Raw genomic sequence first — 14,614 nt, 5'->3', positions numbered from 1 at the left:
CGACATCGATCGCCGTGCGGGCGGTGCGGTCGATGAGTGGCAAGGGATGCTCCGGGGACGGCGTGCAACGGACGCCAAGGTCTCCTCCACCCAGGGTGGGCCGGCGCACCGGGTCACGATCGCGTGACCGTAATGACGGCGTCGCCGCAGACGGGAGTACTCCCCTTGCTGGCCTCCACGGTAGGGGGTCGGCCTGGACAACGGCTCCACACCCGGGCCGGAGCCTCGGCACCCATCAACCTTCAGCATGGCTTAAGCTAGCACCATGTCACTCGAACCGATGCTGCGCCGACTCGACCGGATCGCGGGCGGCCGTGCCGCCGATCATCGCGTCGAGCCGTCGACCGACCCCAAGGTGCGGCGCGCCTTCACCGTGATCGCCTGGCTGCTCGTCGTGTGCTTCCTGCTCGGCATCGCGACCGTCGTCACGGGGGTCGTCCTGCTCGCCGTCGGCGCCGAGGTGACGATCGCCGTGTGGATGCGCTGCCTCGTCGTGCTCGGCATCTCCACGACGCTCTTCTACTTCCTCTGGCGCGCCCGCGCCGGCTGGTACTGGGCCTACCGCCGCCTGCAGCTGTTCAGCCGCATCTTTCCCGTCATCGCGCTGGTGCTCGCGGCGATCCCCGGGCTCTATCCGCTGTGGGTGATCACCGAGCAGATCGTGTTCGCGCTGATCCTCATCGGCGTCTCCGACTACCTGCAGACCGACTACATGCGCGCGGCGTTCCCGAAGCCGGCCGGGCGCGAGCCGGGGACTGACGCCTAGCGCCTCCCGCCGATCAGGGCGCCGAGGAACGGCACGACCGACACGATCATGACGACCGTGCCGAACACTGGATCCTGCAGATGCAGCACAGCGCCCGTGATCAGCAGCGCGGCGAACACGACCGCCGCGATGAGACGGCGCCCCATGCGCTCGAGCCTGCTCACGCGACGCTCGATCCGAGAGGTGTCGAGCGCGACCTTGCCCTGCTCGAACCGCGTCACGAGACCGTCGACGCGCTGCGGCAGCCGCGCGGCCGTCGTCACCCACGAGAGCGCCTGGGTCGCGACATCCTGCAGGAGGTTTCCGCGCTCGTCGCGCAGCAGCTTCGACGCATACGGCTCGACCGAGTTCCACAGGTTGAAGTCGGCGACGAGCGAGCTGCATACCCCGGAGGTGAGCGACATCGCGCGGATGATGAGCAGGAAGTTCTCGGGCAGCTGGAAGGGCAGCGAGCGCACCACATCGCCGAACTCGGTGGCGAAATCGCGGAACTCGCGCGGATCGACCTCGCGCAGCTGAGCGAACCCCATGCCGCCGAATCGCGAGAACAGCTGCGTCAGGGCACGCTCGAGCTCGCCGGTGTCGGCCGATGGCAGCAGCACGCCGACGTCCTGGATCGCGGCGACGAGACCCTTCCCGTCGCGCGATGCGACGGCGATGAGGAGCTTCCGCAGACCCGAGCGGATGCCGCTGGGAACCTCGCCCATCATCCCGAAGTCGATGAACGTGAGCTTCCACGCGGGCGCGGGCGCCCCGGTGCCGGATGCTGCGGGCTCACCCGGAGCCGCGGCATCCGCCGCTCGCACCGGCGTCACGAAGATGTTGCCCGGGTGCGGGTCGGCGTGGAAGAAGCCGTGGGTGAACAGCTGCTCGAACATCACCTCGGCGAACACGGGCGCGACCTCCGCCGGGTCGATGCCGGCGGCGCGCAGAGCGTCCGCGTCGGTGATCTTGATCGCGGTGACGTCGGCGAGGGTCAGCACGCGCCGCGTGGTGCGCTCCCAGACGACCTCGGGGGTCGCGACCCGGGGGTCGTCGGCGAAGTTCTCGGCGAAGCGTTCGGCGCTGGCCGCCTCGTGCAGGTAGTCGATCTCCTCGAGGCTCGTCGCCGCGAACTCCTCGACGAGGTGGGGCATGTCGACGCGATCCGAGACGATTCGCACATGGCTGAGCCAGCGGCCCACCCGCCGCAGCGCGGCGAGATCGACGTCGACGATGCGGTCGATACCGGGGCGCTGCACCTTCACGACGACGTCGGTGAGACCGATGTCGTCGGCGACGGCGCCCGCGAGACGGGCACGGTGCGCCTGTCCCAGGGATGCCGCGGCCACCGGCACCTCGTCGACCCACGCGAACGCGGCGTCGAGCGGCACCCCGAGCTCCGCCTCGGCGAGGGCACGGATGTCGACGAACGGCACCGCCGGCACCTCGTCCTGCAGTCCCTCGAGCTCCTTCGTGATCTCGGGCGGCAGCACGTCGAGGCGTGACGACATGAACTGTCCGACCTTGATCACGAGCCCGCCGAGGTCGACGGCGAGGTCGTGGAAGCGACGCGCGAAGCGGCGCATCCGCTCTGCTCGTCCGCGCGCGGCGAGACGCTCGAGACCGACGCGCGGGAGGAAGAGCTCGAACCACCACGTGCGTGCGAGCTGGCGCGCCGCGAACCAGAGGATGCGGCGGTAACGGGCGCGCGTGTCTGCGACGTCAGGCATTGATTCTCCTTGACGCCGACGGGCCGGCGGCACGCCGGTCAGGCCTGGGCGAGGATCGAGTAGAGCTTACGCCGCGCCTCATCGAGCACCGCGGCAGCCTCCTCCGCCTGCTCCTTCGTGCCGCTGCGGGCGACCTGCGCGGCCGCCTGCGCCAGCTCGACCGCGGCCTTGGGCAGCGCGCCGAAACCCGAGGCGTCCTTGATGCTCGGCGCCTCCCAGGGAGCGGACTTCTCGGACGCCTCCTCGGCAGCCTCGCGGCCCGCGTCGGTGAGGGAATAGGTCTTGCGACCGTTCGACTCCTCGGCGCTGATGAGGCCCTCGTCGGCGAGGAGCTGCAGCGTCGGGTAGACCGAGCCGGCGCTCGGCTTCCATGCCCCGCCGGACCGCTCGGCGATCTCGCTGATGATCTGGTAGCCGTGCATGGGCTGCTCGGCGAGGAGCGCCAACACCGCGGCGCGCACATCGCCGCGACCCATGCGCATGCCGACACGCTTGTCGAAGGCACCGCGCAACTGCTCGAACTGCTCCCACACGTTGCCGCCCGGGCCGCGTCCGCCGAACCCCCGGGGTCCGCCGCCGAACCCGCCGAAGCCGCCACCGAATCCACCGCTCATGATGCCCTCCAGGCCCACTCGACTATCGAACGATGGTTAACGATATATCGAGATGTGTCGAAGAGGAAGGGGGTGATCGGCTGTCTGCGAATCCGCCCGCGGCGGCCCGCGGCATCCGTCCCGCTGGTTGACTGAGGCCATGGATGCCGCGGCGATGTTCCCCCTCGGGACCGTGCTGTTCCCGCACACGCCGCTACTGCTGCGCATCTTCGAGCCCCGCTACCTCACGATGCTCGGTCGCCTCCTCGACGACGAGGAGCCGCAGTTCGGCGTCGTGCTGATCGCGCGCGGCCGGGAGGCCGGCGGCGGCGAGGAGCGCGAGGGCATCGCCACGATGGCACGCATCGTGAAGGTCGACCCGAGCGGCACCGATGCCCTGCACGTCATCGCCGTTGGCGGCGAGCGCGTCGTCGTCGACCGCTGGCTCGACGACGACCCGTACCCGCAGGCGGATGCGTCACCCCTTCCCCGGCTCACGTGGGACGAGGCGCTCGCGCCGCTGCGCGCCGAGGCCGAGCGCACCGTGCGGCGCGTGCTCACCCGCGCGGCGGAGTTCCGCGATCTGCAGTGGGACGCCGACACCGAGCTGTCCGACGACCCGGTCGAGTCCGCCTGGCAGCTGGCCGCGATCGCACCGCTCGGCGAGTTCGACCGCTACACGCTGCTGCGCTCGACCACGATGGGCGGGCTGCTGCGCGGCATCCTCGATCTGACCCTCGACGTGGAGCCCGTCGTCACCGCGCCGCCCATCGACATCGAGGACGCCTTCGGCGGCGAACCGGGCGACCCCCGGGGCGACTGAGGTCAGCCGCCGCCCTTGCCCTTCCCCTTGCCGTTCCCGTTGTTCCCACTGCTGCCGTTGTCACCGTGATTGCCGGAGCCGCCGGTCGACACGGTCGTGGAGGTGGGACGGGGAGTCGGACTCGCGGGAGCCGTCAACGCCGCGATGTCGGCGCGCACCAGCGCGATCGTCGCGTCGATCGCATCGGCGCGGTCGGTCGACAACCTGCCGCTCGATCGGTCCGCGGCAACCTGGTTCTCGAGGTCATCGATCGTCGCGGTTGCGCCCGCGTAGTCGCCGCTCTGCGCCTGGTCGGCGGCATCCGCGACGAGCGCCTGCAGCGCGGCAGCCGGGGACGGCGAGGGACTCGCGCACCCGGCGAGGGCGAGCGCTGCGATCGTCATGATCACGGCACGGGTGGTCCGCCTCATCCGCCGACCTGCGTCCACAGTTGCTGCAGGTGAGAGCCGAGGTCGCCGGGCACCGCGGGCATGGTCGGCTGAACCGTCGGGTGCGGGCCCGCAGAGGCGAAACCGATCGCGACAACCACGACCCCGATCACCACGATCAGTGCAACGACCGCGGGTACCACCCAGCGGAAGGTTCGCCGGCGAGGCGCCTCGGCTCGGCGCCGTTGACCTGGCGCCGAGGCCTCCGCCGACGGCTCGGGCGGCAGGTCGGGACGTGTCGGCGCACCCGTAGGCAGCGCGGTGAGGTTCTGCGGTGCGTCGTCAGTTGCCGCAGACGCAGGCTCGCCATCGGGTCGCACTGTAACCGGCCCGCTCACCGCGGACCACACCGCGGTGGCACCAGAGAGATCGTCGCCACGCATCAAGGCGAGCGCGGCGTCGGCCACGTGGGCCGCCGTGGGCCGCGCCTCGGGCTCGATCTGCAGCATCGCTTCGAGCAATGTGCGCCAGCCGTCGGCGATGCCCGCCGGGATCTCCGGGGAGCGCGTCAGTCGGATGGCGAGCGCTTCGTGCGGTGTCGCCCCGGCGAACGCTGGCGCGCCGGTCAGCACCTCGAGCAGGAGCAGACCGAGAGAGTAGACATCCGCCGGCGTCGCAGGCTTGGCGCCCTTCACCTGCTCTGGACTGAGGTAGGCCGCCGTTCCGACGAGGGTTCCGGTCGCGGTGACGCGTGTGGTGTCGATGAGAGAGGCGATGCCGAAGTCGGCGAGAGTTGCGAGCGGCGGATGCCCCGGGGTGTGAGCGGGCCTCAGCAAGACGTTGGCCGGCTTGATGTCGCGGTGGACGATGCCTCGCCGGTGAATGACGGCGAGCGCACCTGCGAGCTGCGCGGCCACGTCCGCCGTGCGGGCCGGCGAGAAGGCTCCCGTGCGAACGAGGGTGTCACGCAGATTTGGGCCGTCGATGAACTCCATCACTAAGTAGGGAGGCTCGGCGTCGATCTGAGCGTCGTACAGAGTGACCAGGTTGGGGTGCGCGAGTGAAGCCAGGAGCCGCGTCTCGCTCGCCATGCGGCTTCGCTCGGAGCGATCAGTGCCGTCCAGGGTGAACACCTTCACGGCTACGGTGCGCCCGAGCTGTGCGTCGTTCGCGCGCCACACCCTCGCGTAGCCGCCACTGCCGATCACGTCCTCGAGCACATATCGCCCACTGAGGGCGACTCCGAGATCCGGGACCAGCGGTGCGGTTGCCGTGTCGTCATCCACGGGGATCACCTCCGGCCCCCCATGCTGGCACACACCCCGGCGCCGACCGCGGTGCTTGACAACAGCCCGAGCGCTCAGCGCAGGCCGACCACCGGCATCCCGAGCCACTCGCCGAGATCGAACAGCTCGGCCCTCACCATCTCGGTCTCATCCTCGTCGAACGGCACCAGCTCGTGCAGCGCATTCACCCGCAGCACGTTCTCGCTGCGATCGATCTGCGCGTCGAGCAAGCCGATGAACCGGTCGCCCACAAGGATCGGATGCGCGAAGAAGCCGTAGACGCGCTGGTCCTTCGGCTTGAACTGCTCGAGCACGAAGTCGAAGTCGAAGAGCTCCCGCAGCCGGGGCCGGTCGAACAGCGTCGTGTCGTACGGGTTCAGAATCGCCACCCGTCCGCCGGCGTCCTCGTCGAGCGCGGCGAGCGCGGTCGGGTCGACCCGCCATCTCCACGACGAGCCCTCGACCGTCGCCGCGAGCCCCGCGGTACCGGCTCCGCTCCAGGGCGACTTCTGCTTGGCGAGCCCCGCGGCCTGCAGGCGTCGCCCTTCGTAAAGGCGCGCCGCCTCCTCTTCGCCGTACTGCGGCAGGTCAGACGGGAACACCCGCTCGGCGAGATCCCACACCTTCGTGCGTCCCTCGCGCCGTACGACGGCGACCTCGCCCGTGCGCATCAGGAACTCGAGCATGTGCGGCACCTGGTTCGGCCCGTACCACCCGCTGTCGCTGTGGCGGGCGACCTGCGCGGTGTCGGGGATCTCGCTCGCCTTCAGCGGCCCCTCGCCTCGCAGCCGCGCGAGCACCTCGTGCTTGAACGTCGGGTTGGCGGCCAACCACTCCTTGGTGCGGTCCCGCAGCGGCATCGCCCGCATGCGCGGCAGCATGAGCGGCAGCAGGCTCACCGGGCGGAACGTGCCGTCGTACTCGAACAGCAGCCGGTCGATCTCGACCGCCTTCTGCAGCTGACCCGACTCGTACGACCAGCCGATGCGCGACCACATCATGGTGTTCTCGCACGTGGAGATCACGCTCGTCGGGTCGATCTTGATGATCGCCAGCTGCTCGGCGACCTCGACGACGTCGCCCGGACGCTCCGCGTCGAGCAGCGCCGCACGCACGGCGATGCGCCGCGCCTCGTCGTTCGACAGCTGCACCGTGTCGGTCACGCCGCTCCCTCCTCGGGCGCGGAGGCCGCGGCATCCAGCCTGTTCAGCTCACCCGCCAGCAGCCCGTAGGTGCGCGTGTGCGCGAGCCGAGCGTGACGGGTCATGTAGCCGACGAGCGGTGCCGGAGCGGTCACCTCGGTGACCTCGCTCACGAGCGTGCCCGCCTCGGTCGGCGTCGCGGACGTCGTCGTGGTGAGCGTGCACCCCGGCGCCGCGCGCACGTCACCGATGAGAAGCGTCGGCGAGACGCGCGTCATGCGCGCCGGGAACCGGATCGAATAAGGGATGCCCCACACCGTCGGCCGCTCGACGATCACCCAGTCGGCCCAGACACCCCGCCCGTCCTCGCCGCGGGCGACGACGTCGGCCGAGTGGAGGTAGGGATGCATGCCGCGGTGCCCGTCGAGTTTCGCGAGGAAGTCGACCGCGCGCTCCGGCACGCCCGGCACGAGGGTGCTCAGCTCGAAGGATCGGATCGCCACGCGTCCAGCATGGCGGCGGCGTGCGACATCCGGAAGCAGGCACTCGGATGCCGCGGCCGTGTCAGCCCTCGCGGAAGATGTGCACGGCCTCGCGGACGGCGTAGAAGACGATGACGACACCGACGACGGCATCCGTCCACCACCAGCCGAGCACCGCATCGAGCAGCAGCCCCGCGAGCACGCTCGCCGCCAGGATCCCGTCGATCAGGGTGACCCTGCCCTCGGTGACCACGACCTCGTTGCCGATGCGGCGCCCGACCGCGCTCTTCCCCGCGGCGAGAGCGAACATCACCGCGGCGGTGACGGCCGTCCAGATGATCCCGCCGAGGCTCGGCGCCGGTCGATGCACTGTCACGAGCGCCACGATCGACTGCACGGCGAGGTAGCCCGCGAGGAGCACGAACGCCAGCCCGATGAGTCGCAGCGCCCGACGACGCCGCACCTCGTCCGTGCCGCGCAGCTCCCAGAGCACCACGGCGCTCGCGCCGATCTCGATCAGGCTGTCGAGCCCGAAGCCGGCGAGCGCGACGGAGCTCGCCGACCACGCGAGAACGGCCAGCACGACGACGCCGACCACGTTCCACAGCAGCGTCGTCCACTCGAGCGCGACCGCGAGACGGATGCCGCGACGATCGCTGCGCTCCGACATCCCGCCGCGCGGGGTGACGCCCGGATCGGTCACGACGACTCCTCGTGGACGTGTCCGGCAGCTGTCGTCACGACGGGCGTGACCATCTCGACCTGGAGGTCGTCGAGGCTCCGGAGTGTCGTGCGCGCCCGCTCTCGGGCGTGCCCGGCGATCGCCTGCGCATCGGCGAGGGAGGCGGCATCCGTCTCGAGTCGCACAGCCCCCTGCAGCCGGTGCCCGACCCAACGCAGCTGCACGCGTGCCACGCCGCGAACCCCGGGAGTCTCGCCGACGGCACGGTGGAGCGAGTCGACGAGCTCGGGCTCGATGCCGTCGAGCAGTCGGCGACCGACGCTGCGCACGGTTCCCCAGAGCAGCACGACGATCGCCGCGGAGATCGCGAGGCCCACGAGCGGGTCGGCGAGCGGGAACCCAGCGAGCACGCCGAGCCCGCCGATCACGACCGCGAGCGAGGTGAAGCCGTCGGTGCGGGCGTGCACGCCGTCGGCGACGAGCGCCGCCGAGCCGATGCGCCTCCCGACACGGATGCGGTAGACGGCCACGACCTCGTTGCCGGCGAACCCGATGAGCCCCGCGGCGATCACCCAGCCGATGTTCTCGAGCGGCTGCGGGTGGATCATGCGATCGATCGACTGCCAGGCCGCGACGACGGCGGACAGGAGCACGACGAACACGATGAACAGTCCCGCGAGGTCCTCGGCCCGCCCGAGCCCGTAAGTGTAGCGGCGCGACGCCGCCCGGCGTCCCAGCACGAACGCCACCCACAGCGGCACGGCGGTGAGCGCGTCGGAGAAGTTGTGCACGGTGTCGGCGAGCAGAGCCACCGACCCGCTGATCGCGACGACAGCCGCCTGCAGCACGGTCGTGGCGAGCAACAGGAACAGGCTCACCTTGAGGGCCCGGATTCCGGCGCTGCTCGCCTCCATCGCTTCGTCGATCGAGTCCGCCGCATCGTGGGTGTGCGGGACGAAGAGGTGGGTGATGAAGCCGCGGATGCCACCATGGGGGTGGTCATGATGATGCGGATGGTCATGACCGTGACCGTGCGGGTGGTCATGGTCGTGCGGGTGGTCGTGCGCGTGGCCGCGGTGATGCCCCTGAGGATCCTCGGCGCTGCGACCGTCTGCGGCTCGCCGCGGCGCGGTCACGAGCTGACCCTGTCGGCGTGGTGGTGACGCGGGGTGCCGCCGAGCGAGTGCTCCGCCTGGAAGATCGCGTCGCGCACCAGCTGCGACGCATGTTCGTTCTCCAGCCGGTAGAACACGCGCTGGCCCTCGTGACGGGTGGCGACGATGCGCGCGAGCCGCAGTTTCGCGAGGTGCTGCGATACGGCGGCGGCCGGCTTGTCGAGGATGTCGGCGAGGTGGTTCACCGAGAGCTCTCCCGCATCCGTGAGGGCGAGCACGATGCGCACCCGCGTGGCGTCGGCGAGCATCCCGAACACCTCGACCGCCAGCTCGACGTACGGACTCTCGGTCGAGAAGCCGCATCCTTGCTTATCTGCACTCATACGCAGATACGTTAGTCGACGCACCGGTCGCCCGCGACGCCGCGGCGTCGAGGGGCGCGGGACCTCAACGGGTCGAGCGCCGCCCGCCGCGGATCGCGCGCACGGCGAATCGCCAGCCCACCAGGAACACGAACAACACGATGCTCGCGACGATGATGAACGCGAGCTCGACGCCCTGCGAGGACACGACGCGCAGCAGCATCCCGATCACGACCGTCGTCACCCACAGGCCGACGCCGGTACGCACCGGTGCGAGCGGCGCCCGCCAGCCGCGGGTCACGAGCCAGCCCGCGAGAGCGCCGACCAGGAAAGGCCACGACGTCGTCACGAGCCCCGCGAGGACGTCCTCGTGGTGACTGGCGCGCCCGATCGCGGCGAAGACCACGACCAGCACGAGATCGACGATGAGCGCGACGGTGACGGTGCGCGGGGCGGGACGGGGCGACATGGATACTCCTCGACGGTCGACTCGATCATCTTCCCCGATCCAGCCTCTGGGCGCGCCGGAGGTGGGACCATGAAGCATGGACGCACTCGCGCAGTTCGGTCAGGGCCTCGCCCTCACCCTCGCCGCGTTCATCGACGCGGTGCTCACGAACCCCGGCCCCTGGGTCGCCGCCCTGACGACCCTCGGCTCGCTCGCGACCTTCCTGTTCGTCGCGCGCACCGCCCGCCGACACTGACACGGCCCACGACGATCACTCGCCGCGGGCCGAGTCGGCATCACGCGATCAGGCGCGCGGGTCCACCAGGATCTTCACCGCGGTCTCGTTGCGGTTGATGAGGGTGTCGAACCCCTGGTCGATCAGGTCGTCGAGGCCGATCTTGCCGGTGATGAACGGCTTCAGGTCGACCTTGCCCTGCTGCACCAGCGCGATGGTCTCGGGGTGGCTGTTGACGTAGGCGATCGTGCCGCGCAGGTCCACCTCCTTGAGCACGAGCTTCTGCATGTCGAGCGTGCCCGGGTGCCCCCAGATCGACACGACGACGATGACGCCGGTCGGCTTGATCGCGTCGAAGAGCGTGTCGAGGGCGGGCTGCACGGATGTCGCCTCGAATGCGACATCCGCCCCGACACCGTTCGTGAGGGCCCTCACCTCGGCGACGACGTCGACCTCGCGCGGGTCGAACACGTGCGCGGCGACGCCCGTGTCGAGCGCCTTCTGGCGGCGCAGCGAGCTCGGCTCGGAGATCGCGACCGTGATGCCCTGCGCGCGAAGCACCGCGGCGGTCAGCAGGCCGATGGGGCCGGCGCCGGTGATCAGGGCGAAGTCGCCCGCCTTCGCGCCCGAGCGCTGGTAGGCGTGGTATCCCACCGAGAGGGGCTCGATGAGCGCGGCCTCGTCGAGCGGGATGGTGTCGCCGATGGGGTGCACCCAGCGGCGCTTCACGACGATCTTCTCGGCGAGTCCGCCGCCGCGGCCGGCGAGGCCGATGAAGTTCATGTCGTGCGAGAGGTGGTATGCATTGTTGGCTGAGCTCGTGTCGACCTCGTCGCCGATGATGTAGGGCTCGACGACGACGTGATCGCCGACAGCGAGATCGTCGACACCCTCGCCGACCGCGTAGACGACGCCGGACATCTCGTGACCGAGCGTCACAGGAGCCGACTCGTGGGAGATCGGGTGCGGGTGACCGTGAGGGGGGACGAAGATCGGCCCGTCGAGGTACTCGTGCAGGTCGGTTCCGCAGATGCCGCAGAACGCGACGTCGATGCCGACGGTTCCGGGTTCGACGACCGGCTCGGGGATGTCCTCGATGCGGATGTCGCCGCGGTCGTAGTAGCGCGCAGCCTTCATGGTCGCTCAGCTCCTTTGCATAGTGGAGCGGTCGATGATCATGCCTCGCGGCCGCCCCCAGTGGCTGACGGGATCCTCCGTCTTCTCCACGCTATCCCCGCGGGCGGGAGCGAGCTCGGGACCGGATGGATGCAAGGTTGCATTCTGTTGCATCGTTTATATATACGTAGATCACACACTGTGGAGCAGCCGTTAGTCGAAGCAATGTCGGAACCCCGCGCAACACTCGAGACATGACCGATCAGCAGCGTGACGCCGAGCAGCGGGCCACCGCGCGGCTCGCCGCGCTGCTCCCCCGACTCGAGCGCACGCGGCGCGAGATCGCCCGTCTGCAGGCGCTCGAGGTTCGCCAGCTCGCCGAGGCCGAGGCCATCGCGGCCGAGTGGACAGATGCCGCGGCCCCCTCCGATGCCGACCTTCCGCATCGTGCGGTGGCCGCGGAGATCGGCGCGGCGTGGCGTGTCTCCGACCGCACCGTGCAACGGCGGCTGGGCGAGGCCCGCACGATCGCGGGCGACTACCCGACCACACTCGATGCGCTCGCACAGGGTCGCATCGCGCTGGCCCACGTGCGCGTGATCGTCGACGCGGGCCTGCCGATCACCCACCCCGAGCTGCGCCACGAGTTCGAGAACGCGGTGCTCGACTACGCCGAGAGCACGTCGGCCTCACGCCTCGCCCCGGTGGCCCGACGACGTGCCGAGCGGTTCTGCGACGAGACCGTGTCCGCACGCCACGCGCGCGCACGTGCCGACCGCTCGGTGCGGGTCACGCCGCTCGATGACGGAATGGCCGAGCTCGTCGCCGTGCTGCCGTCGATGCTCGCGTTCGGCGTACATGATCGCCTCACCCGGCTCGCGCACGCGCAGAGCGAGACCGAGGCCGCCGCGCGTGCTGACGATGCGGCGACCCTGCCCGCACCACGCGCGGTCGATCAGCTCCGCGCAGACATCCTCGCCGACCTGCTGCTGACCGCCGACCCCGCGGCTCACATCGATCGAGTGACGGATGCCGCGGCCATCCGCGCGCACGTGCAGGTCACGGTGCCCGTGCTCACGCTGATGGGCGGCGAGGTCGATGACCCGTTCGAGTGTGCGGTGGGCGCCGGCCTCGTGCCGATCGATGCACCCACGGCACGGGCGCTGGCCGCAGAAGCACCCGGGTGGGACCGCATCCTGACCCACCCGCTCACGGGCACGGTGCTCGGCGTCGATCGCTACCGGCCGAGCGACCAGATGCGTCGACATCTCGCCGTGAGAGACCGGCACTGCAGGTTCCCCGGATGCCGCATCCCGGTCTCAGCCTGCGACATCGATCACACGCTCGATCACCAGTTCGGCGGGGAGACGCGCGCCGACAACCTGGCGCACCTGTGCCGACGACACCACACGCTGAAGCATCACTCGCCCTGGACTGTGGTGCAGCGGGGCGACGGCGTGCTCACCTGGACGAGCCCGACGGGTCGCCACTACAGCGACGCGCCGGCGAGCCGGGTGTTCTTCGCCCCCGATGTCGACGGTGATCCCGTCGATCTGCCCCTGTGGGATGTGGAGAGTCAGCGGGCCGGGAGTCCGCGGACGGAGCGGAGACCCCACACTCGCACCGTTCCGCCGTGGGTCACCCTCAGCGATCCGGTGGTGGGCGATACCGTCACAGCTGAACCGGTCATGGTCGGCACTGCCACAGCGTGAACGACGTGACCTGCGCGGGCGCTGATGTCGTGACGCTTCCCCAGGCGCGAATCTCGTGACAGAGCCCGGTCGTCGTCAACGCGCCGACGGGATCCTTTCTCTCCCCTGGGCGCAGTACGACCCACTGAAGCTCACGGTCTCGCACCATCTTCCCCAGCTCTGCCTCTGTGAACACGGGAACAGCCCCTGAGTAGCCTCCGTCTGTGAGCACGTCTTCGCCCGTTCCGTTGATGATGTCGGCCGAGATCGCCCACGAGTCGGTGAGAATGATCGATGACGCGGGATCTGCTGACTGCGCGGTTCGCCGGGCGACCTCCGCGAGCATCTCTCTGGGCGCGAGACTCGAGACCGGGGATGCGACCCAGAGGTCGGGGGCGGAGATCGTGAAGCGTTCTCGAGCATTGGTGCCCGTGGCGACGGCGTCAGATCCATCCTGCGGATCGCCCGCGTCACCCGGATCATCTGGAGACGCACCATCTGCGGTTGCAGATCGCGAGACCACCCACGAAGCGGTGGCGACGGCCGCTTGCTGAGTGCCGTCCGTGGAGTCGGCTCGGGCGTCGTCCCCACCGACAATCCCCGAGGACGCATCCTGAACGGCCGGGTCGGGCAACGACCGATCGATGTCGTCCGGGGGATCAGCGGGCGCGGCGGCGACGCCGGCGATCTGCGAGCGTGCGCCGATGTACGCCTCCCCGCCGGATCCATCGCGATTCGCGTCGAGCGCCTGGATGCTCCACCACGTCGCCCCACCGACGAGCGCGATACCGGCCAGGACCAGCATGACGTTCATCGCCGGCGAGTATCTGATCATCGGCACCGGTTCGGGCGCGAACTCCCTGGTGACGACGGATCGGAAGGGCATCATGTCGGAAGGATCCGCCGGGACGGCCAGCACGCGATCGTGGGCGCGGAATCCGAGCACGATCGATGCGATGACGCCCATGATCGCGAAGGCGACCATCGGTATCGCCAGCGCAACGGGCAGCGCGCCCCACACAGCAAGCAGACATCCCCACACGGCGGTCAGCGTGACCAACGCGGCCAGCGTGAACCGCCGCCAGCGCCGAGGAGATCGTAGATCATGCACAGCCAGCGAGAACCCCACGGCTGTGAGCAGAATCAGCTGCACACCGATGGCCGCGACGTACGCAGCGTGCGGAAGCGTGGCGAACGAGAGCACGGCGGCCGAGGCGGCGAACCAGACCGCCACGGCGACCGTGAATGCGAAAGCCATCCGCTCCACATCTCGTCGCGGCCGTCGCCGTCGGGGCCACCAGCGCACCAGCGCGAGCGCGAGGCCGAGAGCGGCCGCGGGGTACAACCATCCGATCTGCGTGGCGTACTCGGGAAGGAAGAGCTTGAGCCGCGAAACATTCGCCGCGGTCGGATCGGAAGAGAACAGTGCGGCAAGACTCGCCTGCAACGTGGTGACGTGCGCAGTCGTCGACCCCACGGCGCCCGCTACCGAATTGGGGAGCAGTCGGTCCACACCGTTGTAGCCGAATACCATCGCGAACACGTTGTTGTCTGTTGAGCCGTCGATGTACGGCCGACTCCCTGCAGGCACCAGCTGCACGATCGTCATCCACGCGAGCGACGCGACAAGCGTCGCCGCACCGAGAACTCCGACCCGTCCTGCGCGGCGGCGCCACCCATTCCCCGCGACCAGGAGTGTGCCGACGAGGAGCCCGGGCACGATCAGCCACGCCTGCATCATCTTGGCTTGGAACCCCACGCCGACGGCGATGCCCGACCACGCCAACGCCCAC

At 70.0% G+C, this 14,614-nt stretch carries 17 protein-coding genes; 5 read left to right on the top strand and 12 right to left on the bottom strand.

Annotation, left to right across the window (positions count from 1 at the left end; all coding sequences use genetic code 11):
• The first annotated feature begins 265 nt into the window (after positions 1-265).
• Positions 266-766, top strand: coding sequence for a hypothetical protein (locus BGO15_RS02575; protein ID WP_056210026.1), 501 nt, complete (start codon positions 266-268; stop codon positions 764-766).
• Here BGO15_RS02575 and BGO15_RS02570 read toward each other — a convergent pair.
• Both BGO15_RS02570 and BGO15_RS02565 read right to left on the bottom strand, forming a co-directional pair.
• Positions 763-2,478, bottom strand: a complete 1,716-nt coding sequence (locus tag BGO15_RS02570) for an ABC1 kinase family protein (protein WP_056519204.1) — start codon at positions 2,476-2,478, stop codon at positions 763-765. The genes BGO15_RS02575 and BGO15_RS02570 overlap by 4 nt on opposite strands.
• Before the next feature lie 38 nt (positions 2,479-2,516).
• Positions 2,517-3,092 (bottom strand): PadR family transcriptional regulator, encoded by a 576-nt coding sequence (locus BGO15_RS02565; RefSeq protein ID WP_056210066.1) that lies wholly within the window; start codon positions 3,090-3,092, stop codon positions 2,517-2,519.
• 139 nt (positions 3,093-3,231) lie between these two features.
• Between BGO15_RS02565 and BGO15_RS02560 the strand changes: the two genes are divergently transcribed.
• Positions 3,232-3,894 carry an LON peptidase substrate-binding domain-containing protein gene (locus tag BGO15_RS02560; RefSeq protein WP_056210024.1) on the top strand — a complete coding sequence of 221 codons (663 nt, stop codon included), beginning with the start codon at positions 3,232-3,234 and terminating at the stop codon, positions 3,892-3,894.
• A 2-nt stretch (positions 3,895-3,896) separates the two neighbouring features.
• Here BGO15_RS02560 and BGO15_RS02555 read toward each other — a convergent pair whose 3' ends face one another.
• The 6 genes from BGO15_RS02555 to BGO15_RS02530 form a co-directional block, all read right to left on the bottom strand.
• On the bottom strand, positions 3,897-4,304 hold the full coding sequence (locus BGO15_RS02555) for an outer membrane protein assembly factor BamD (RefSeq protein ID WP_156454761.1): 408 nt from the start codon (positions 4,302-4,304) through the stop codon (positions 3,897-3,899).
• The gene (locus tag BGO15_RS02550) at positions 4,301-5,548 is read right to left on the bottom strand and encodes a serine/threonine-protein kinase (protein WP_056210019.1); all 1,248 of its coding nucleotides are present in this window, start codon (positions 5,546-5,548) and stop codon (positions 4,301-4,303) included. The genes BGO15_RS02555 and BGO15_RS02550 overlap by 4 nt, the downstream gene beginning before the upstream one ends.
• Positions 5,549-5,622: 74 nt before the next feature.
• Positions 5,623-6,711: a DNA glycosylase AlkZ-like family protein gene (locus BGO15_RS02545; protein WP_235557431.1), complete on the bottom strand. Its 1,089-nt coding sequence runs from the start codon at positions 6,709-6,711 to the stop codon at positions 5,623-5,625.
• Entirely contained in the window at positions 6,708-7,193 is a 486-nt protein-coding gene (locus tag BGO15_RS02540; protein ID WP_045247285.1) for a hypothetical protein, read from the bottom strand. Before BGO15_RS02540 ends, BGO15_RS02545 begins: the two co-directional genes overlap by 4 nt.
• 61 nt (positions 7,194-7,254) lie before the next feature.
• Complete coding sequence (locus BGO15_RS02535; protein ID WP_235557430.1) at positions 7,255-7,875, bottom strand: cation efflux transmembrane domain-containing protein; 621 nt, start codon at positions 7,873-7,875, stop codon at positions 7,255-7,257.
• A complete protein-coding gene (locus BGO15_RS02530) occupies positions 7,872-8,768 on the bottom strand; it encodes a cation diffusion facilitator family transporter (RefSeq protein WP_056210015.1) in 897 nt (298 codons plus the stop codon). Before BGO15_RS02530 ends, BGO15_RS02535 begins: the two co-directional genes overlap by 4 nt.
• Before the next feature lie 48 nt (positions 8,769-8,816).
• Here BGO15_RS02530 and BGO15_RS02525 point away from each other — a divergent pair, with 48 nt between their 5' ends.
• Positions 8,817-9,017, top strand: a complete 201-nt coding sequence (locus BGO15_RS02525; protein ID WP_235557429.1) for a hypothetical protein — start codon at positions 8,817-8,819, stop codon at positions 9,015-9,017.
• Here the strand turns inward: BGO15_RS02525 and BGO15_RS02520 are convergent.
• A complete protein-coding gene (locus BGO15_RS02520) occupies positions 8,987-9,352 on the bottom strand; it encodes an ArsR/SmtB family transcription factor (RefSeq protein ID WP_045247288.1) in 366 nt (121 codons plus the stop codon). The genes BGO15_RS02525 and BGO15_RS02520 overlap by 31 nt on opposite strands.
• A gap of 64 nt (positions 9,353-9,416) precedes the next feature.
• Positions 9,417-9,800 carry a DUF3054 domain-containing protein gene (locus tag BGO15_RS02515; RefSeq protein WP_056210014.1) on the bottom strand — a complete coding sequence of 128 codons (384 nt, stop codon included), beginning with the start codon at positions 9,798-9,800 and terminating at the stop codon, positions 9,417-9,419.
• 76 nt (positions 9,801-9,876) lie between these two features.
• Between BGO15_RS02515 and BGO15_RS02510 the strand changes: the two genes are divergently transcribed.
• A complete protein-coding gene (locus BGO15_RS02510; RefSeq protein ID WP_048809123.1) occupies positions 9,877-10,035 on the top strand; it encodes a hypothetical protein in 159 nt (52 codons plus the stop codon).
• A gap of 48 nt (positions 10,036-10,083) precedes the next feature.
• Here BGO15_RS02510 and BGO15_RS02505 read toward each other — a convergent pair whose 3' ends face one another.
• Complete coding sequence (locus BGO15_RS02505) at positions 10,084-11,151, bottom strand: 2,3-butanediol dehydrogenase (RefSeq protein ID WP_056210012.1); 1,068 nt, start codon at positions 11,149-11,151, stop codon at positions 10,084-10,086.
• Positions 11,152-11,384: 233 nt separating this feature from the next.
• Here BGO15_RS02505 and BGO15_RS02500 point away from each other — a divergent pair, with 233 nt between their 5' ends.
• Positions 11,385-12,842: an HNH endonuclease signature motif containing protein gene (locus tag BGO15_RS02500; RefSeq protein WP_056210010.1), complete on the top strand. Its 1,458-nt coding sequence runs from the start codon at positions 11,385-11,387 to the stop codon at positions 12,840-12,842.
• Here BGO15_RS02500 and BGO15_RS02495 read toward each other — a convergent pair.
• Entirely contained in the window at positions 12,817-14,430 is a 1,614-nt protein-coding gene (locus BGO15_RS02495) for a mannosyltransferase YkcB-related protein (RefSeq protein WP_156454760.1), read from the bottom strand. The two genes, BGO15_RS02500 and BGO15_RS02495, sit on opposite strands and share 26 nt — an antisense overlap.
• Positions 14,431-14,614 lie beyond the last annotated feature (184 nt).

Source organism: Microbacterium sp. 71-23 (assembly GCF_001897265.1).
Lineage (GTDB): Bacteria > Actinomycetota > Actinomycetes > Actinomycetales > Microbacteriaceae > Microbacterium > Microbacterium ginsengisoli.
The sequence above is the reverse complement of the archived record's forward strand: the minus strand, read 5'-3'. Positions and strand labels throughout refer to the sequence as shown.